This is a genomic window from Methanospirillum hungatei JF-1 (genome assembly GCF_000013445.1).
Lineage (GTDB): Archaea > Halobacteriota > Methanomicrobia > Methanomicrobiales > Methanospirillaceae > Methanospirillum > Methanospirillum hungatei.
In genome coordinates this window covers 549,446-570,105 of record NC_007796.1, presented here as the reverse complement: position 1 = coordinate 570,105, position 20,660 = coordinate 549,446, and the positions used below count along the sequence as shown (strand labels likewise).

18 protein-coding genes are annotated in these 20,660 nt (G+C 42.6%); 6 read left to right on the top strand and 12 right to left on the bottom strand.

From position 1 onward, the window contains the following. Positions 1-71 precede the first annotated feature (71 nt). Positions 72-410: a nucleotidyltransferase family protein gene (locus MHUN_RS02565; RefSeq protein WP_011447540.1), complete on the bottom strand. Its 339-nt coding sequence runs from the start codon at positions 408-410 to the stop codon at positions 72-74. Further along, a complete protein-coding gene (locus MHUN_RS02560; protein WP_011447539.1) occupies positions 400-816 on the bottom strand; it encodes a nucleotidyltransferase substrate binding protein in 417 nt (138 codons plus the stop codon). The genes MHUN_RS02565 and MHUN_RS02560 overlap by 11 nt, the downstream gene beginning before the upstream one ends. A 151-nt stretch (positions 817-967) precedes the next feature. On the opposite strand from MHUN_RS02560, the gene MHUN_RS02555 reads away from it, so the two are divergent. The 3 genes from MHUN_RS02555 (at position 968) to MHUN_RS02545 (ending at position 6,416) form a co-directional block, all read left to right on the top strand. Continuing rightward, on the top strand, positions 968-2,905 hold the full coding sequence (locus tag MHUN_RS02555) for a VWA domain-containing protein (protein WP_011447538.1): 1,938 nt from the start codon (positions 968-970) through the stop codon (positions 2,903-2,905). Positions 2,906-3,139: 234 nt separating this feature from the next. Further along, positions 3,140-5,194 carry a C13 family peptidase gene (locus MHUN_RS02550; protein WP_048067228.1) on the top strand — a complete coding sequence of 685 codons (2,055 nt, stop codon included), beginning with the start codon at positions 3,140-3,142 and terminating at the stop codon, positions 5,192-5,194. Next, complete coding sequence (locus tag MHUN_RS02545; RefSeq protein WP_011447536.1) at positions 5,181-6,416, top strand: ABC transporter substrate-binding protein; 1,236 nt, start codon at positions 5,181-5,183, stop codon at positions 6,414-6,416. Before MHUN_RS02550 ends, MHUN_RS02545 begins: the two co-directional genes overlap by 14 nt. Positions 6,417-6,501: 85 nt before the next feature. Here the strand turns inward: MHUN_RS02545 and MHUN_RS17130 are convergent, their stop codons facing one another. The 4 genes from MHUN_RS17130 to MHUN_RS18590 all read right to left on the bottom strand — a co-directional run bounded on the left by MHUN_RS17130 (position 6,502) and on the right by MHUN_RS18590 (position 11,175). Next, positions 6,502-8,730, bottom strand: a complete 2,229-nt coding sequence (locus tag MHUN_RS17130) for a S8 family peptidase (RefSeq protein ID WP_011447535.1) — start codon at positions 8,728-8,730, stop codon at positions 6,502-6,504. A gap of 126 nt (positions 8,731-8,856) precedes the next feature. Beyond that, positions 8,857-9,132 (bottom strand): hypothetical protein, encoded by a 276-nt coding sequence (locus tag MHUN_RS02535; protein WP_143709329.1) that lies wholly within the window; start codon positions 9,130-9,132, stop codon positions 8,857-8,859. Between the two features lie 150 nt (positions 9,133-9,282). After that, a complete protein-coding gene (locus MHUN_RS02530; RefSeq protein ID WP_011447087.1) occupies positions 9,283-10,893 on the bottom strand; it encodes an IS1182-like element ISMhu2 family transposase in 1,611 nt (536 codons plus the stop codon). 45 nt (positions 10,894-10,938) lie between these two features. Continuing rightward, positions 10,939-11,175 carry a hypothetical protein gene (locus MHUN_RS18590; protein ID WP_143709328.1) on the bottom strand — a complete coding sequence of 79 codons (237 nt, stop codon included), beginning with the start codon at positions 11,173-11,175 and terminating at the stop codon, positions 10,939-10,941. A 58-nt stretch (positions 11,176-11,233) separates the two neighbouring features. Here MHUN_RS18590 and MHUN_RS02525 point away from each other — a divergent pair, with 58 nt between their 5' ends. Continuing rightward, positions 11,234-11,440: a PEGA domain-containing protein gene (locus MHUN_RS02525; RefSeq protein ID WP_158498141.1), complete on the top strand. Its 207-nt coding sequence runs from the start codon at positions 11,234-11,236 to the stop codon at positions 11,438-11,440. 18 nt (positions 11,441-11,458) lie between these two features. Here MHUN_RS02525 and MHUN_RS02520 read toward each other — a convergent pair whose 3' ends face one another. Continuing rightward, entirely contained in the window at positions 11,459-12,385 is a 927-nt protein-coding gene (locus MHUN_RS02520; RefSeq protein ID WP_011447532.1) for a hypothetical protein, read from the bottom strand. Positions 12,386-12,468: 83 nt separating this feature from the next. Here MHUN_RS02520 and MHUN_RS02515 point away from each other — a divergent pair, with 83 nt between their 5' ends. Next, positions 12,469-13,200 (top strand): IS1096 element passenger TnpR family protein, encoded by a 732-nt coding sequence (locus tag MHUN_RS02515; RefSeq protein WP_011447531.1) that lies wholly within the window; start codon positions 12,469-12,471, stop codon positions 13,198-13,200. 253 nt (positions 13,201-13,453) lie between these two features. Here MHUN_RS02515 and MHUN_RS02510 read toward each other — a convergent pair whose 3' ends face one another. The 3 genes from MHUN_RS02510 to MHUN_RS02500 form a co-directional block, all read right to left on the bottom strand. Continuing rightward, positions 13,454-15,013 carry an ATP-binding protein gene (locus MHUN_RS02510; RefSeq protein WP_011447530.1) on the bottom strand — a complete coding sequence of 520 codons (1,560 nt, stop codon included), beginning with the start codon at positions 15,011-15,013 and terminating at the stop codon, positions 13,454-13,456. Positions 15,014-15,356: 343 nt separating this feature from the next. Next, positions 15,357-16,298: an ABC transporter substrate-binding protein gene (locus tag MHUN_RS02505; RefSeq protein WP_338040852.1), complete on the bottom strand. Its 942-nt coding sequence runs from the start codon at positions 16,296-16,298 to the stop codon at positions 15,357-15,359. 37 nt (positions 16,299-16,335) lie between these two features. After that, positions 16,336-17,322: an IS701 family transposase gene (locus MHUN_RS02500; RefSeq protein ID WP_011447528.1), complete on the bottom strand. Its 987-nt coding sequence runs from the start codon at positions 17,320-17,322 to the stop codon at positions 16,336-16,338. Between the two features lie 374 nt (positions 17,323-17,696). Here MHUN_RS02500 and MHUN_RS02490 point away from each other — a divergent pair, with 374 nt between their 5' ends. Further along, positions 17,697-18,608 carry a restriction endonuclease gene (locus MHUN_RS02490; protein WP_011447527.1) on the top strand — a complete coding sequence of 304 codons (912 nt, stop codon included), beginning with the start codon at positions 17,697-17,699 and terminating at the stop codon, positions 18,606-18,608. Between the two features lie 412 nt (positions 18,609-19,020). Here the strand turns inward: MHUN_RS02490 and MHUN_RS02485 are convergent, their stop codons facing one another. Then, positions 19,021-19,782 carry a class I SAM-dependent methyltransferase gene (locus MHUN_RS02485; protein WP_011447526.1) on the bottom strand — a complete coding sequence of 254 codons (762 nt, stop codon included), beginning with the start codon at positions 19,780-19,782 and terminating at the stop codon, positions 19,021-19,023. A 133-nt stretch (positions 19,783-19,915) separates the two neighbouring features. Next, complete coding sequence (locus MHUN_RS02480; RefSeq protein WP_143709327.1) at positions 19,916-20,491, bottom strand: hypothetical protein; 576 nt, start codon at positions 20,489-20,491, stop codon at positions 19,916-19,918. Positions 20,492-20,660 lie beyond the last annotated feature (169 nt).

The following is a 20,660-nucleotide window of genomic DNA, read 5'->3' as shown; positions in this document are numbered from 1 at the left end:
GGAAATGGTAAGAAAATTTAGGAATATCAGACCCGACTACCAAAAAAAGCACTCCCAAAAAAACCAAATATTCATAGGCAATCATGAGAATTCGGCCACCGAGAAAATATTTTTTTCCCAACCCTCCTGATATGATCCAGAAGGTTAGAGTTTTCAATTCGCTGAATATGGACAAGATCTACAAAGTATGGAAGATTCAGATCATCTATCCGGGTATGGAGCCTGAGTATATCCTCAAACGTCAGTTCCTCTCCATCAAGGGCAATATCAATATCAGAACCGTTCCGATATGTTCCAAGAGCCCGTGAACCAAAAATAAAGGCCTGATTTAATCGGGGACATCGGGCTAATGAATTTCGGATTCGTTCTAATTGGATCTCTGATAATCCGAAAGAAGATTTATCCTTCATTGGCAATCCTGTTCATCTTCTCCTGAAATGCTACCATAGCAGGGAAATACCGGAAAGCTATCTTTTGCATAATCTCTTCTGCGGTATTTTCATCATATGTATGTGAGGTAATATAACAACATTCAAGCATATCCATCCATATTTCACCATCAGAAATTAGATCCATTGATAACGCAAGCCGGATGGCATCACGAGAACCTCGAATCTCCTGATGCCCCTGATAGAGAGAGTAATCTCTCATCAGATTCCAAGCTAATTCATACGTAAATTCGAAGGATTTGATGAACCCCTGTTTTTCCATATTTGATAGAGGACGCGAGGTATATGATTGAACCCCTTCCTGTACCATCAAAAGGGCACGGTTATAGTTTTGAAGACGTTGTATATACCTGATGCCCTGTGACATGCATAATATTTAGTGTCCCGAACAATTATAATTTCATTCGAATCTTAAAAAATCCGGAGAAAATTAAATTTTATATGATTGATCATCAGGATGATTTCGAAATATATATGCAGCCCACATGCAATACTCCTGTAATTCAAGGAGGTATTTCATGCATCAAAAAACGGCAGCACGTATCATACTTATCATCGGACTCTGCATCCTTGCCTGTACAGCCCATATTGTGGCTGCATCTGAAGGATCAAATGACACTGAATCACAGGTTCTTGGCATAACCGGAATTAACGCGGTAAACTTCCCCAACGTGATCACCTATGTCACGGTTAACACTCCGGAAGGAAGAGAGGGGAGCCTGACTGCAGATGACTTTCAGGTCTTTGAAAACGGTGATCTGATGGAGATAACCTCCGTTCAGTTTCCGGATACTTCATCACGGACCAAACTGGATCTTGCCATTCTCTTTGATGAGACCGGGAGCATGAGCGAAGAGATTGCCGATATGAAAGCACGGGTTAATGAACTGACGGATGCCATCGACAGTGCGAATATTGACAGCAGGTACATGCTCATTAGTTTTCGCGATTCCCTCACCGTCCGGCAGGGATGGACGTCTGATCCGAGTCTTATCAAACAGGCTGTTGACAGTCTTGAGGCGGATGGAGGAGACGATGCACCGGAAGTAAACCTTGATGCCATTGAAACTGCCCTTTCGTCAGGGTTCAGGCCTGATGCCCAGCACATGATCCTTGACATCACCGACAGCATAACCCATTACCGGGGCGACGGAACAGAATTTTCTCAGTATACTATTCCTGAAACCGCAAGTCACCTGCTGCAGAACGGAACCAGTTACATTCTGGTCGGGCCTTCATCAGTATCAGGCGGATTTAACGTGCATACCGATAAAAAAGAGATCGTGAAAGCACTTGGAGGCAGTGGTCTCTTTATCGACATCCATGGAGATGAATTCTCCACCATCCTTGATAGAATCCAGTCCATAATCACCCATACCTATACCATCAGTTATTTCACTCCACGAATGTATGGCGAGGACCAGAAAATCACCCTTGAGATCAGAGTTGGTGCAGATTCAGCAACCGGACTTTTCAAAGTTCAGAAAGACCGTATATTCTCTCCTGCACCGTCAGAGACCAAAGACACTTCAGGAATGCAGGGCCAGCAACAAATCCGGGACATTGATGACATCAGCACGTATGGAACTTCTGTTGTAGACATTACCGGCATTAACGGGGTGAACTTTCCCTATATCATGACCTATGTCACGGTTAACAGCACTGCAGGAAAGAACGGGGCACTCAAACAGGAGGATTTCCAGGTGTTTGAGGATAATGAACTCATGAATATCACCTCATTCGCGTTTTCAGACCAGTCCACGACATCAAAACTAGATCTTGCCATCCTCTTTGACGATACCGGCAGTATGAGTGACGAGATCAATGAAACCAAAGAAAAAGTTATGGGGCTGACGAAAAGTATCGCTCTCGCCGGGATTGACTGCAGGTATGCACTCATCAGCTTTAAAGACACGGTTACCATAAACCAGGAATGGACTTCCGATCCCTTGGTCATACAGCAGGCCGTTGACGGATTACATGCCAGCGAAGGGTTTGATGCACCGGAAGCAAACCTTGATGCCATTGAAGCTGCCCTGGAGATGGGATTCAGGTCAGATGCACAGCATATGATCATTGATATAACCGATGACCTGACCCACTACCGGGGTGATGGCTCTCCATTTTCACAGTATATCATCTCTGAAACTGCGGAGAATTTGCTCAATAACGGAACAAGTTTTGTCCTTGTCGGGCCGACGACCGTCTCTGGTGCATTTAACGAGCAGAATGATAAAAGGGAGCTGGTAAAGGCCCTCGGCGGAAGTGGTCTCTTTATTGACATTCATGGGGAAGAATTTTCAACAATTCTCAACAATATCCAGGGGATTATTACACATACATACACGCTGGGATATTATTCACCAAAACAGACGGCAGACGGGAGTAAGCGTACGATCAGGGTTGTCGTTACACCTGATGAGGATAGTGGGCAGTATACTGCCATCGCCCGATGAAGGGGGTAAATCCCTGACTCTTCTTTATTTTCTATTTTCTCTGATATTTTCCATGTATTTATAATCATGTAAAACAGGGAAATTTATCTGAAAGGTCCGCATTACTATATGAAAGACAATGGACCATCTATGCATAATAAATCAGTTATAATATCCTCATTTTGGTGCATTCAACTTTTTTTCTTATTCATTCTCTGCTCATCGACGGCTTGTGCCGATACTGAACCAATATACATGGGAGTACTTCTCCCCCTTTCCGGACCGGAGGGGCAGCCCTTATATGATGCCATAACCCTTGCCAGGGACCAGATCAATGCAGGAGGAGGAATTGGTGGAAGACCGCTTGAGTTAATTCTCCGGGATACACGGCTTGGTGATATCATGACGTATGCGGATTATTTTGTCCGTGATCCCAGGATACGGGTGGTTATCGGCCCATATACTTCAGATGAAGTCTTTCAGGTATCAGAAATATTCATAAAAAATCATAGGGTGCTCATCTCACCGACTGCTTCATCTGATGAGATGTATCGTGCCTATGCAGGAACCGGAGGGGTATGGCGGACCATAACAAATGACGGGGAGACCACTGCAGTCATGATGCAGCATATCAAAGCCCATGACGGGAAGTATGTCTCGATCCTCACCATAAACAGTTCATATGGAGAGACATTTTATGACTGGATTCCCTACTGGGCCATAGAACAGGGGATAGCCGTTACGGGAGCAGAAACATATAACACCACGGAGGAGATTCCTGATGCAGTCGGACGATTACTGACAGATAATCCGGATTTTTTGATATTCATCCATTCAGGAGAAGGAAGTGAGATACGTGAGGTCATCAGTTCTCTCAAAAATGTGCCATCCCCGCCCAAACTGTATCTGGTCTATCCTGATATCGATTCAGACAGCCGGGTATGGGAGCGGGCAGATAGTGAGACATTACAGGCTCTTTTAGACTCCGGACTCTGGAAGATTGACACGGTCAGTACAGTATCAACCAAAGTTCCTGATGACACCCTTATCCTTATGCAAAAGCCTTGGGATTTACAATTTTCTGAAGAGTATCAGGCAATCGCACATGGCGACACCTCCGGATATGTCCCAGAGGCCTATGATGCGGTTCTTGCCGGTGCACAGGTTATGGCACGGTTTATGGCTTTTCCGGATATATCCCCAAAGACTGCTGCTATGACCGTCCTGACAAAAGGGACGGGAGATTCAATTCCACGAACAGTGCAGGGTATTCAGGCAGCATTGGATGAGATTCTTGCAGGGGATATACCGATCCTCACCGGAGCAACCGGCCCTCTTACCTTCAGGGAAGAAGGTACAGACCGGTTGATTCCCTGGTACGAAACCTATCAGATACAGGAGGGAATGGTCCGTGAAGATCCGATTGCTTACACGAGAACAACAAAGTCTGATGTCGGACTACTCCTCGGATTGAATGAATCTCCAGATCCGGCTCCTGATCCAACCCCTCATCCACCCGGTGAATTCTGGGCAGTTATCGGAAGCCTATCCCATAACTGGGAGAATTACCGGCATCAGGCAGATGCCCTGACCATGTACCAGTATATCCGGGACCAGGGAGTGCCTGATGATCATATTACCCTGCTCGTATATGATGACATTCCGACCGATACAAGAAACAAAAAGCCCGGGGAGGTGTATCATACTCCATCTGTTGAGGAAGTTCGAAAGGATGCAATTCCTGACCTTACGGGAGAGCTGGTGAATAAAGGCATGTTCCTTGACATCCTTACCGGAAAGGGCTCACAGGCCGGAGACCCTTTGCTCAAATCCGACGAAAACTCTACCGTTCTTATCTACCTATCCTCTCATGGACAACCGGGAGGAGATATTGTCGTCGGAGATGGGAGTAAATATATCTCACCGAAAGAACTCGCCGATGCCCTGACAGAAATGAAAGAGTCAGGGAGGTTTGGACAGCTGCTTTTAGTCCTTGAGTCATGTTTTTCCGGAGTTATTGCATCAGAGATTACCACTCCCGGAGTGGTCATAATAACTGCTGCTGCACCGGATGAGACATCAAAGGCTGCAACTTATGACTCAGAACTCTCAAACTGGCTTTCAGACGAATTTACCTCCCGGTTGATTACAATTTTGAGAGAGCCCGAATTTGACGGATCGATCAGACATTTGTACCAGAATGTTTATTATAATGTCAGATCATCCCATCCGACGATATCCAGGGGGTGTGAGTCAATTGACTTACCTTTAACTCTCTTCTTTGGAGGAACATACGATGCATCCGAATAAACAAAATAAAATTCATGCAAACATCCAATGTGGAACAACCGGAATGAAGCAATCCTGTATTTTAGATATCAATATTAATTGCAGGCATATTTCCGTTGCCGGCTTTCTTATGCTCATCCTGCTTTGCTGCATTGTTCCGGTTTCTGCTCTTGAACCAGAGAAGGCAAAAATTACTATCGGAGTCATTCTTCCATTGAGCGGCGATGATAGTGTGGCCGGTTCTCATCTTCTTCAGGGTATTCAGGTTGCAGCAGATGAGATAAACGCTGACGAAACATGCAGATATCAGGTAGATCTCCAGGTTGCTGATGATACCGGAGACCCGGACAGAGCATTGACTCTTTTCAAGGAGATGCAGACCGATTCTATTCCTGTGGTTATCGGATCCTATACAACTACCCTGACCCTTCCGATGGCACGGGAAACCGGAAAATCAGATACCACGCTCCTCATATCCCCCCAGGCGAACGGAGAATCTCTTTATGGCATATCACCGCTCTTTTACCAGGTCAACCCTCCGATATTCGCCCTTGCACAATTTGTTTCAGAATGGCTGGCCTACACATCAGACCGTCCTGCCCTGGTGTATGTTCAGGATAAATACGGAGAATCGGTCCTGAATCACATCCTAAAGGGCCTAATAGAGCAAGATTTCCAGATTTCAGGGACATACCCGGTTCTCCCGGAGGAGAATGATTTTTCATCATTTACCCGGACAATCCTCGATAAAGCTCCGGATGCGATTGTCATCATCATGTATGATACACGGCAGATTCCTCTTATCCGGAATATTTCTGAAGCAGGATACCGGGGACAGGTATTATTGACCGAATCATCATGCCTTGAGAATCTGGAGAAAGAAGAGACTGATGCACTCTCCCGGTTTCCCCTGTTTACCATCTCTGCCTACACAAATCTCGTGCCAGGCGACCACTCTGACCGGTTTGTTCAGTCATACCAGGAGGCATTTGGGAATGATCCGTCGAAAACCCTTGCAGGATATGGGTATGATTCCATGATGCTTATCGCCGATGCATTCAGGAATGGAAACGGAGAGGAGAATATCACGGCTGAAATGATCAAAGAGGGTCTTGATAACTCCAGATACTATGGGGTGACCGGCCCGAAGATTTTTGATATGAATCATGCACCTACCAGTGCTATGGACCGGTGGGGATTTAAGGATGGAAGATTTGAACTCATGACCATTTCACTGGTCTGACTTTTTTAAGGTTTGTATGATGAGCGGGATAACCGGTGCATTGTCCAAAAAAAGAGTGTATATGTACGGTTCAGTCAAGTCATAACTACACAAACTCGGCTGTCGGGACCGGGATGGAAGCAGGAGATGCCCCACTGTCAGTTCCGGCCATCTGCATCCCCTGTTCAGCAGAGGCTACAATAATGGGAGTATTCCCTGTACATTTGTAACTGTTCATCTGCAGGTCATATATACCATTTCCGGATCTGGCATAGATCATCACAAAGTACGTTGAACCAGACGCCGGCTTTGTTATGGAGGTGTATGCATTCGGCCCATAGGCATAATAATTAGCATAACACCGTGAATTCTGCGGATTACAATCCCTGCACACATACAGATCAAATACTGATGAACCGGCACATGCATTGTTATTATCCTTCAATCCTCCTGTTTTTGCTGCGGTTGCAATCCCCTGACCAGCACCACATGTTCCACGGACTGTTAATGACCACTCAATCTTTGACCGTCCATCAACCGGAATATAGTAACCGTACACTGCTGCTTGTCCCTGCCTGAGAAAACCAGACTGGATATCTTTTTTATAAACGCCGCACGGAGGGACCGGCCCTTGTGTTGGTGAAGGAGTGAACGTTGGAGTCGGACTGGGAGTTGGAGTGCGGGTCACCGTAGGAACCGGGGTAAATGTCGGAGTAGGGCTTGGAGTTGGAGTACGGGTCACCGTAGGAATCTGGGTAAATGTCGGAGTCGGACTGGGAGTTGGAGTGCGGGTCACCGTAGGAACAGGAGTAAATGTCGGAGTCGGGCTTGGAGTTGGAGTATGGGTTACCGTGGGAACAGGAGTGATTGTCGGAGTCGGCGTAGGAATGGACACATCAAGCGCTTTTGCCGCATTTAGCCTCCCGCCTGTCGCAACTTTTCCTGAAAGGGATGCAAGAACATCGCATGAACCCAGAATCTTACTCTTCATCTGTGGTGTAGAGATTGAGGGATTTCTGGCTTTGAGCAGGGCGGCTGTTCCGGTGACATAGGGAACAGCCATCGACGTACCGTTCAGATAAGAATACCCTCCGGCTTTTGTCGTACTGTAGATGCTGACTCCCGGAGCGGCAAGATCAACTGAACTCGTTCCGTAATTGGAGAACGTAGCCAGAGTGTCATGATAGGTAGAGGCTGCAACGGAGATTATCTGCGAACTTGGATATGCAGCCGGGTACTGGGGAGTAATGTCAGAATTTGCACCAGCATTCCCCGCTGCACAGATAAAGAGTGCAGAAGAGGAATCTATCGCTTCTTTGAGGGCAAGGGACTCTCCCGGACCGCTGAATGAACAGGAGATGATGGGGACTCCCTTCTGGGTTGCATAGAGGATTGCTGAAATAGCATCGGATGTATACCCGGACCCCTTGGAGTCAAGGAACTTCAATGGCATGATCTTTGTATTCCAGCTAACACCAGTCACGCCGATTCCATTGTTCCCGACGGCTGCCATGGTCCCGGCACAATGTGTTCCATGTCCGTTATCATCCATAGGGTCATTATTTTTTGAGACAAAATTCCAGCCCCTGATATCGTCAATATACCCATTTCCATCATCATCAGCCCCGTTTGAATACTCACCCGGGTTTTGCCAGATATTAGAAGAAAGATCCGGGTGGGAATAATCAACGCCGGTATCAATGAGCGCTATCACAACCGATGATGATCCGGTTGTTGCCCCCCAGGCTAAAGGAGCCTTGATATCTGCCCCTGTTTTTCCATAAAAGGGAGTTTGACCGGTATTTTCAAGACCCCAGAGCTGGGAATATCCAGGATCATTTGGCCACCCCGTTCCTGCTGCACGAAAACTCTGGGCCTGAATTGGAGCAGATGTCCCGGTTTTTTCAATCGGACTAAGTGATATCCGGTAATCGGGCTCCACGTACAGGACATCAGGATTTGTTTCATAGATCTCCATGGCACGTGTAAGGCTCGTTCCAGTCACCTGTACGACCTGCATCCCCACAACCCCGCTTGTGCTGAGATCACGAACTACCCGGGATCCTGCCTCTGCATGTGCCATCGCCTGTACCGACATCATGGCAGACTGGCTTTTCATCGATTCTGGTTTATACCGGACAATAAGCCGGTCAGGTGCATGTTCTTCAGATATCTGGATGGTATTCTGATAATTCTGACCTGAAATTTGCTGGATCCATCGATTGTCAGGGAACCAGTTATCAGACGGTCCTGCACATACCGATGGTATCAGGAGACACAGCAGGATACTTATTCCAATTCCTGCATATAGGATATTTTTTTCTGAAAAATTCATGGATACTCCCCCACAGAAGATATGAATACCAGATATCTGATGTGCTGAATCATGAAGTTTCTTCACTGGCCAGAAGAAGCTTCATAATGAACAATTGAGTTGATGAAAAAAAAAAGTATCAGAATATTAACACTTCATATAACACTGACCACCAGGACCCTCAACACAACACGGGAACTGCGGATTCCATTTATTTTCAGCAACCGGATGAATAATTTCAAGATACAAAGCAGTCAGATTTGCTCTCTTTCCTGTTGCCATATCCAGATCTCCCATACCATTCAGGAAAGGTTTGAGAAGTTCCCCTGAATTGAACTCCAAGGGGTGTGCCAGGAAGGTAATGATATTCTGTTCTGTATCCATGGAGATACTGGATATCTCAATCAGAGATTTCAGCTCCATTTCAGAACCGCTCAGTATAAGAACTGCATTCATCGGATTGGTTTCATTTACAATATGTTTTGTCTGGAAAAGGAACAGCTCATGAGGGTGTTGCACCAATGATCAATATCATGCAGGATCACAAATGATCGATCTCTACCCCTTAAGCTATCAACCAAAATAGACTAATTGATGTATGAACCTGCATGTATCAATTCCCACTTTACATACTGTGTTTGCAAAAATATAGGAAAAACCTGAACCTCTTGACGGTTTTATAATATTCGTAGCAAATTCTTTAATTTTAACTATACCCTCAAATCTGATAAGTTTTTTTATATTATGCACTAATGCAGCTAAAAAGAATTCTCCCTCGCAATTCTCTTTCCCTTTTTGAGAGAAACTCCTAAACCTCATATTATGTTTCATATTACCAAAAACTGGTTCGACCATGTATTTTCGTTTTCGATATAACTCTCTACCAGTGGGGGATTTCACACGTACTTCCATAACTCGTTTACAAATTTCCTGAGTTGTTGCTTGTTTCTCTCTGTTCATAAAAGATTGCCAAACAAACGTCCCGATACTTTGCAATTCCGGAAATGTGATTATTTCTCCCATACAAATCGCCCGACATATCATTTCCATTCGTGAGATATACCCATCATTATCTGAATATTCTGGAATTTTTCTTTCTTTAGAAGGAGGGATGATGAGTTGAATGCCATAATCCAATTCTGCTAAAGAATTCGGGTATGAGAAATAACCTGCATCAGATAGTAGTATATTAGGCGAAATTGATGGATGAATACCCGTAAAAAGGTCTTCGAGTTCATTTAGCATAGGTATTAATAATTTTTTATCGTTTTGCTCATCTGATATCATTGCAGCGAGGATAAATTGATTTTCAGAAACGATAATCTGCCCATTATACCCTTGAATCCAGCCATTGGTGGTTGACATTATCTGACTTTCAGGATCAGTGAGATTTACTTTTGAATCTGAAGATGGCTCTTTTTTAGGCTCTAAAGGCTTTCTACCTCGTTTCTTTTTACCCGATTCTAATTCTTCTTTTTCGCGGTCCAGAATCTTTTCTTCTTGTTTTTTAGATTCGATATCATGTCGTTCAATTAATTTCTCTTTAGCCCGATTAAGAACTTCCTTTCGTTTTTCTTTTGTTGAAAGATGCTCAGGTAGTCGGTTAATCTCCATATCCTGAATATTTATATCATCGTTTTCTAACTCATCAATTTCCTGTGATTCATCAAAAAGCCGACCTAGCTCTGCTTCAAGGTATTTTAATTTTTTATTGGCTGATAAAGAGGCATTACAGCCAAATTTTGATCCATCGAGGGCTAGGACACCGATTCTTGCTATCCCGGATTCTACGATAATTTGAGATAATTGTTTAAAAAGGGATTTGATTTCTTTTGAATTATTCTTCTTGAAACGATAGATCGTTGTATGGTCAGGTGTAAGATTATTGGCGACGATCCGATATCCAATATCATAATGGCAGCACATCTCAATTTTTCTGCTAGATTTTTCTCCACGAATCATTGAATAAATTATTATTCCAAGCATTGAACGAGGATCAAAAAAGGCAGAACCGCGACCATCGTCACGATATTTATTAATAAATGGACTAATATCGAGAATCGAAAGAATTTCTAATATGCCATAAGTAATATCATTTTCAGATAGCCAGTCCATCGCATTGACAGGGAGTAAAAATTGTTGTTCATTACCATATCCTCTAATCATGTTATAGCGATGAGACATATAATATATTGATCTTAATAATATATATAATTAAGCTTTAATAATTTATATTAAGCTTTTTTTGTGTTTGTGCAACAGCCTCTCATCCCCTTCAAAAATCGTGGAGAAGGGAATGACGTCCTGAATCGTTATCTTATATATCCCATCCGAGGTTCTGTCAATACTGCTCTCTGCACCTTGTACATACACGGTGTATCCTGAAGGTTCTGCACCAACAACAATTCCTATTGTAGAAATAAGAAGTAATAGCCCAAATAGTCCGTTTCGCAGGTATATGTTCATTCTCTTTCTTAGGTATGTGAAAGGTCAAAAATATGTAACCTTACCGAACGGAGTGCTGATGGTCAATTCAACACCGGAGAACGAAACAGTATTCCTTGACGGTGAGATGATTGGTTCCACGCCACTCGAGAGGGCTGGCATTCCTGCCGGAACTCATGAGATTACGATAACTCATGACGGATACATGACCTGGTCCCACCTGATAACGGTTCGTCAGGGTCAATTAACGCTGGTTCCAACTGCCCGGTTACGATGGGCAGGATAATAGAGAAAAGAAAAAAAATTATGCAGTGGTATTCACTGCTGTTTCTTCAATTTCAGAACTCTCTTCGATGACCACTGTCTCTTCAGATGATGTGTCAAAGAGTTTGAGGGCCTTTTCATTCATTTCTTCAACGAGGGTTTCAAGAGCGGCTACATCCGCTGGATCAGCCGTGCCATTCTCCTCAAATGATGCAAACATTGCCTCTGCTGCTGCCTGTATCTCCGCCTTCATTGCTTTAATATCATCATATGATGCGTCAGGATATTTCTGCTCATATTGTGCAATAACAGTGTCAAAATCGGCAAAGTCAGCAAGAGCATCCTCTTTTTCAATCATATCTCCAAGGACCGGATAGGCATATGATTCCTGTACCGCAGCAAGTAACCGGCCATACAGAGAACGGACACTGGCATCAACAGTTGCAGGACCGTCAACGTTATACTCATCCCATACCTTGTCAGTTGTATCAAAAACTATATCCACAGACGCCTCAAAGGCAATAACATCATCCATTACGGGTTTTCCTTCCGTTTCAAATGAAACAAACATGGTATCAGCTGCAGCAGTCAAGTTTGCATAAGAGGTCTTGACCTCGTCAAATCCTGTAACAATAACCTGCTCATCTTCCATTGCTCCAGATGCTGCTCCTTCAAACGCAGTCATTGCTTCCTCTGACAGAGCTAGCTCTTTGAAAAATGCCTCTTTCTCAGCGATATCACCGGTCAGAAGATATCCAAATGCTTCTTCTGTAGCCATCAGAAGAGTCTGGTGTACTTTTCCAAACATTGGAGCCAGATTCGGTGTGTTTGTTTCTACAATGGCAATCTCTTCACTGATATTTACCCCGGCGGTTTCATCCTCAACAAGAGTACCCTCCTCGGCCATAACTCCAAGAGGAAGCATTACTAATCCAATGAGTAATGCACAAATAAATAACATTTTCATATACCTACACTCCTAATTTGATTAGGTTGATTTCCAAAGATTAAATATATTCGATATACATGGCATGAGAAAATTCGGATTCTATGGTCGATGGACCAGAAGAAATACCCTTTTCATCATGTGGTTCCAACACTCTTTTCATGGCTAAACAAGCTGCTGCACCTGGAACATGTTACCTCTGCAAGGAACCGATAACCAAACGAACCGCCGTTACGCATATGAAGAAAAACCATGCTCCGGACACGGGTGAGGAGAGATTAGCCATTATGGTTGATACCCCGTATTCCTCTCCATACTGGATGGTTCTTCTTGTCAAACCTAATGCAACGCTTGAAGATCTTGATAGATCGTTACGGGACATCTGGGTTGAATGTTGTGGTCATTTAAGTGCGTTTACTATTACGGGAGTCGAGTACCAGAGATGTTCTGAATCAGGTATGGACGATTTTTTTGGTGATGCCAAATCGATGAAGGTAAAGATACAGAAAGTCCTGGTACCGGGCATGACATTTCTCTATGAATACGATTTTGGGACAACTACCGAACTCAGGCTGAAGGTTGCTGAATCCATTGCATGGCATAAGGAAAAGGAGAAGATCATTATGGCTGGTATGAATGATAAACTGGAATTTCCCTGCACTGAATGTGGAAAACCAGCCAGTTATCATTATATTGAAAATGATGATTTTACCGTGCTTTGTGATGACTGTAGTTCTGATGAAGACCTGGACGAGTGCTACCTGCTTCCAATATGTAACTCCCCCCGTACTGGTCTCTGCGGATATGAGGGTGGGAAGTATGATAACGGTTTATAAATTCGTTTCTGCTGACGAACGAACAGGATTGAGAGGGATGTTTCCCGCCATCTCCATATTTTATGTTGATATGTCTGCATGAGGCACCTCGTTTTTGCAGCATATTCACCAGTACTGAATTTTAGCAGGAAATGCTGACTGAATGTTAAAATAAACCCCATGTAGCAGTTGTAGCACGTGTAGCAGTTCTATTGGTACAGAGGGTAATCTTTTTTTTATACCCTCTCACTCCCCCACATCCAGGTAGTAAAAATTAATCGGATCTCTGATCCCATTGAATTATATTGCGGGTTTTCGGATCAAATACAATTCCAATCTCCCATATCTTCAGACCCTTGGCTTTATATTTTTCAGAATACCCTTTCCTTTTTATCTGCTCCAATGGACTTTTCTCTCCGTGAGATTCATCTCTTTTCACTTTAAATTCAAAGATCCATGCCGCCTGAGCCGTAATTACCGTCAAATCTATGCGTCCCTTATTTGTAGTATCTTCTGCGATCACGTGATATCCAAGACTTGCGAAAATGGTGTACATGATACTTGCATAGTATCCCTCAAAAGACGATAAATGGTTTTTTCGGTACCATTCATACGAAATTGAAGCAAAAAATGAATGAAAAAACTCTTTTAATCCCTCTCCATCTTTCTTCTCCAAAACCTCAAATAACAAGTTTCGCATCCCGGATACAGAAAATCCTGATAAGGACTGACAAAATAACAGGTTTAATGATGTTCGCACTTCAATATTCGGGTATCCTAACGTGCATTGAAATCCACGTACCGGGTCAGAAGTCCATTCTTTTATCGTCAGATATCCAGCCTGAAATAATAACGTCTCAACCCTTATATTATCAACATCAAAAGATCCAAGCAGATCTTCACCAGCTATCAATCCATCAAAATCGCCAGGGAACCGTGGATTTTTCTGCCATAATCTGATGAGGAAAGAAGGGGTACCGGTCTCAAACCAATATGAACGAAACATCTTCTTGGAAAAGAGCATTAAGATATCAAAGGGATTATACACAGTCTGACCTGACCATGAATAACCATTATACCACTCCCTTATCTCTTCAGAATTAAAGCCGATCAGATATTCACTGAATACCTGCTCAAGATCTTCATGGGTATATCCACAGATAGCTGAGTACCTGGGATCAAGAGTGATATCATCAAGGTTGTTCAGACCAGAAAAGATACCCGTTTTAGAGAATTTTGAGACCCCGGTGAGGAGAACAAATTTAAGATAAGGGTCCAGATCTTTTAAAATGCCATAAAAACTTTTCAATTCATCTCGTAATATACGAGTGGTTTCACTATCCTCAATCGCATCAAGAATTGGTTTATCATACTCATCTATAAGAACGACTACAGGCATCTGATAGGTTGCATAGAGATTTTTAATCAGAAGATCCAATTGGAAACCGGGAGATAATGATCTATCATAGGCTACATTATACCGTTCAGCTTCAAGAGAGAGTATGTGGGTCAGATATTCACCCAGTTCATCAGAATTCCTGTTGATACGTTGTCCAAGACTTATCCTGACAACTGGATAAACACTGGAAAAATCCCATGATGCTTCTGGTGTGTTGAGATAAAGATCTAGAAAATACTCCTTTTTACCAGAAAAAGCATAATCAATGGTATCAAGGAGAAGGCTTTTTCCAAACCGGCGTGGCCTCGAAAGAAAGTAATATGATCCGTTATCAACTAACGATTGAATGAAACGTGTTTTATCAACATATGCATACCCGCCAGTTCGAATCTTTTTAAAAGATTGGATACCAATTGGCAGTTTGAATCGTTCCATTTCGTATTATCATTACCACGTATTTGCATATATAACATAATACCACACAATGAGGAATCATTTTCCATAAGATAAGATTCTCTTTCATTCAGGGAAGAGGGATGGTATTTTCGAATCAGATTATGTCTCCTCTAAAATAAAAAAAAACTGACAGGTCTCTTCTCTGGATCTGCTACAAGTGTTACAACTGCTACATAGGCTTAAATTTCATTTTTGAATTCAATACCTACCCTCATTTTAATATAAGCCAATTTTCATAAAGAAAAGTATATTCTGGATATCATTTAATTTTATAATATTTATGTAATATAAGTGTCATTCAAATTATCAGCAGGCCGGTTTTTCATTGAACGGCTATCTTCCCTTCATAATGTTCAAACGAGCCATTCCTGATGATTTTAAATTCGATAGGATAAAAGGCCACCCGGTTTTCATCAAACTGAACGTCGCCAAGTGAACCAGGGTACTGATTTGCGGTAAACCAGGATGAGAGGCATTCCTGATCCTCCCCACAGGTCTCAACTGCATCATAGAGGATATTCATGGCATCATACCCTTCTGCCCCGTAAAATGTTGCTTCTTCCCCATATTCTTCACGGTACCTGGAGAAGAAGGGAAAAGAACGATTGAGTGCCGGAATGGTAAAGATGAGGCCATCTGCGACCGGGGTTTCAAGAAGAGTATTCCGTTCTATGACCCGTGTTCCAACAAGTGGTGCAGATATGCCACAATTTCTTATCATTTCCGCAACCGATTCGGCTTCTGACATACTGAGTAGCAGAATTATATCAGGATTGTTGTCTCTGACCGGGGTCAGGTCCAGACTGCCAGGCAGGGTATCAGGATCATACTGCACAATATCTACGATTTTTTCCGGGATAAGGGAATTCAGGGCGTTAATATACCCACGTGCATAATCGTTCTCCCCACCCAGGATTGCCACCCGGTCATATTGAGACAGGTATTCTGCAAGGATTGGAGATTCCTGTTCCACCCCAGGAGTGAACCGAACAAGTCTGCCATTCAAGCGACTCTTGTTTACGACGGCACTCCCAAGAGCAATCTGGACCTTCCCATCATCTGCAGCATCAGGGTACACCACATTGGTTGTCCAGCTGGCAACTGTTACAACAATAAAAAGGTCAGGGTATTCCGATTTCAAGGTATTCCATGCAGAAATTGCCGTTGTCACATTGCTTCCCGCATCGATAATAACTGGCTGAATTGGCGAGTCAGGATGATCCTCCTCTACCATCTCAAAAGCCCTTTCATATTCTTCACCAATATCTGATAGGAGTTACGCAGAACAACCTCTAAAAAATTTATAGCGCATATTTTGGGTTCTGAATATATTCTGAAATTCCAACTTTTATGATTTGCCATTGAGCATCGTACGGAGTAACACCATTCAAAAATTTATTGACTTCGAATCGTAAATATGCCCGAAGTGAGCAATTAATATGATTTCGTTGGATAATTCCCTTTCTAGCTTGGCATTTTTCGACACCACATAGTTCTTTGATAGCCCTATGATAATTCTCGATTGTCCAGCAAATAGATTGTAAAACCAGCCTATCTTCATTATTCATCGGCAAAAAATTGGTTGCCCAATATCTACTTACACCTTTACGATTTAGTGAGTGAAAAAGACGAATAAATCCATATTTCTTTAAATGGACTTCTAATCCCTCCTCTGGTATATTTAATGATGACACTTGAACATTACCTTTGGCATCGGGATTGACCATACGATTTTTCTTAACTCGTGTGAAATAAAACCATCCAAGACGGTTAATCAACTTCAAATTTTCATTTCCGGAATACCAACTATCAAACATGACAAAGGCAGGAGTAAATCCTCTTTTGAAAGCTGTCAAGGCCATTTCTTGGAGATGATCATTTTTGGTCTTATCATCAACATCCTTATCATAAATTCGATAATCAATTGGAAATGAAGTGATTCCATCTGTCCAAATTAAGGCAATCAATCCTATTCCTTTGATTACTTTGTGCTCTTTTCCACTCCACTGGTAATATGTACATTCGATTTTTTTGGAATGTTTTTTATCTAGAATAGTGTCATCCAGAACCAACCAGCCCCTTTTTCTGTCAACATATGCCTCAACTTCAGCCCACAACGTCTCAGGAGTTAGAGACTGTCTTGTTAGGAATCGATTGAAGGTATCATGTGATATCGAGAATTCAGACGTCGAATAACAATCAGCGACTTTTACACAAGAAACGTCGCATCGAGCTGCGATGAGGTAATTGATATAATCTACATCTGAAGGCTGCTTCGTTATAGGCACGTATATTATAGGCGTTGTCAATATATATAGATCTTTATATAATAAAAGTTAACTGCGTAACTCCTATCTGATACAAATCCACTCTGCATCACCAAAATTCCAACAGATATTTTTTCGGTGTTTTCCTGTGGTGAAGCAATGATAGGGTTAGTATTTTGAAATTTATCAGGGAATTTGAGTGCTGATGAGGTTGAACATAGAACGATACAGAATATACAAAGAGGGGTGAATCCATACCCCTTACGATACATATCTCACATGTTTATGTCAATAAAAGTTAAATTTATGTAATTTGGGTTCGGGAGATCCGTGTTTTTCAAATAGAATTATTTCGAATACCTTATCGCTCTTTGATACAAATATCCCATAAGATAATGGCAATACCTGATTATCAGACATTCTTGCTTCCGGTCCTGTTAGCTGTAAAAGATGGAAAAGAACACTCAGTCCAGGAGATTTATAGTCAAATAGCATCCTCATTTCATCTTTCTGAAGAAGAACTGAACCAAAAACTCCCAAGTGGAGTACAGTCTACCTATCATAACCGGGTCGGTTGGGCGAAGACATATCTGAAAAAAGCAGGATTAGTTAATACTCCTTCACGGGGGAAGGTGAAAATCACCGAACGAGGGTTAGCAGTACTCAGTCAGAATCCACAACGCATCGACCAAAACTTTCTCAAACAATTTCCAGAATTTCTGGATTTTAAAGACTTTCGAACAGACAATCATTCACCATTAAAAGAAGAATCAGGTACTGCAGAGAGCACCCTGACCCCGCAAGAGATTCTTGAGAATAGTTATCAGGATGTTCGAAATAAACTGGCACATGAACTATTATCACAGGTTATGAATAGCTCACCGGAGTTTTTTGAGCGACTGGTCGTTGATCTACTGGTCTCCATGGGATATGGAGGATCACGGAGTGAAGCTGGGGAGAGGGTTGGAAAGACTGGTGATGATGGGATTGATGGGATTATAAAAGAGGACAAACTGGGGTTGGATACCGTATGTATTCAAGCTAAAAGATGGCAGAATACGGTTGGAAGACCAGAGATACAGGCATTTGTGGGTAGTCTTGCAGGGAACCGGGCACGAAAAGGAGTTTTTATTACCACTTCCCGTTTCTCAAGGGAAGCCCAGGAATACGTCCAGCGAATCGAACAGAAAGTGGTTTTAATTGATGGAGAGACGTTAGCTGAACTTATGATAGATCATAATGTAGGAGTGTCAGATGAATCGCGGTATATTGTGAAAAAGATTGATATGGATTATTTTGAGGAGTGAACATTCGTTTCATGAATACTCGGACATCTCTTTTCTCAGCCTCGTATTGATCTATATTCGGGTTATTTTTAGATTTAGGACCTAAATTATCGATATTTATATTATCAGGATAATGTCAAAATAAAGGAGAGCAAATGTCGCTCTAAATCGTAAAAATCGAACGGAAACCAATTCACTCAAAGGCCGCTATCAAGTTCCGGATCATAGCTATATAAAGTATAGACTTTTCCATGATAACACAATACCGGCCGGCTATGAGAAGATCTTAAAACGGCAAATATCACCCTCCTATATTCCATTTAAAGGCGATAAATTGAATAATGTCGAAATTAATGATTTTAGCCTCTTGTACGGTAAGGGTGTTGTATGTTCTCCCCACCGCCAAACCAGCAGACTCCGGATATGGTCAGGATTATCTCTTTTTCCCGGTGATTACCAGCAGCGATGCAGAATGATCATAGGGACCCCCATCAAAATCACCAAATACCCGAATATCCGAAAAACCTGCCAACTCACAGAGCCTGATGAGATCACTGGCTGCATAGAGGCTGTGTTCAAACGTAAAGGTTCTGATATTCCCTTCTTTGATAAGGGTCCATTCCGTTTTAATCCTGTTCCAGTTCTCCAGGATCTCATGAGCCTGGACAAATAGTCCGTCTTCGGTCTTTGACGCTGTAATCGGTTCAAAATCCTTGGCCATCACCTCTTTTCCCATCACCTCAATAACAAATGACCCCCCTTGCCGGAGACTTTGGGAGATATTTTTCAAAACCAGGAGATCCTCTGCAGGATCCTTGAAATATCCAAAAGAGGTGTAGAGGTTTAAGACCAGATCATATGATTCCTTCCGGACAAACTCCCTCATATCGGAAAGAACCCATTCCACTTCTCCTGCATCAGCATACTCTCTCTTCGCTATCTCAAGGAGAAATGGCGTCCTGTCGACACCAGTTACCTGATATCCCTCTCTGGCAAGCAGACCTGCAAACCGTCCCGGGCCGCAGCAGAGATCAAGGACCGAACTCACCGGGTGATCAATGAGATCCAAGATCTTCTCTATCTCTTCCTCCGCCTGTTCAAACAGTTCGTCTGGAAATAATACCGTATAGAAGTCTTCCCAAAAGGATTCGTTCTCAAACCATTCCTCATCGGAACCACTGGAAGAGGCATGCATGTACAGATGTTACCCTGATTCATTATGACAATTTACATGCCAGATTATCATCGGGGAACTTATGTTTTCCAATCTGTTTTAAAAAAATGTAAGAAATAAGAGTAAAATATTAGTAACCCGGCAATTAAGGTTGTTATTTCGCACAGTTCATCTCACAAAAAAACCGGGTAGGTTTTTCATGATATCTTTCACAATCATCCATGCACCGGTTAATATCACCAAAATTTTCAGAAACTGGCAATCCTTTCTCTAAATAAATTCTGGTGACATGTGCATTTCTGACGATATCAGGATTCAAACTTTCTGACCGTTCTTTCAGATCAGCAAGAATACTCCCCTCATAGAATTCCAGAGGATGAATAACGAAGGTCAGATTTTTGGTTTCAGCAGAATAATCCAGCTGTGAAACCTGAACAAGTGACGTATTGTCTCCATCCGGATTACTCAATACCACACCGGCATTCATAGTGGAATTCGTATCTGGCAATACCGTTTCCAGGAGAGTAATATACTCAGGATCGTCAAAAATAACTCCATACGGGACTACATTCTGAATCGTCAGGATCATACTCCCGTCTTCATTCTCTGTGATAATGCTCTCTCCTCCCTCTAAGAGAATTTTATACCCGAAAGTTGCATCAGCAGATCCAACCACCATGAGCGAAAAAAGAGCGATACAGCAAATAATTTCAATTCCTTTGATATCCATTCTGATTGATATTGGATGAGAAGAGGTATTATAGTTAATGGCCATATTTTGGGTACTTAGTCATCATCTGACGTACCAGGAGAGTGCATACCAAGAATAATTATTATTGAGTGCGACTAGAAGCAGTAAATCGGATTGCGAACCCGATTAAAAACCGGAAACGCCACCC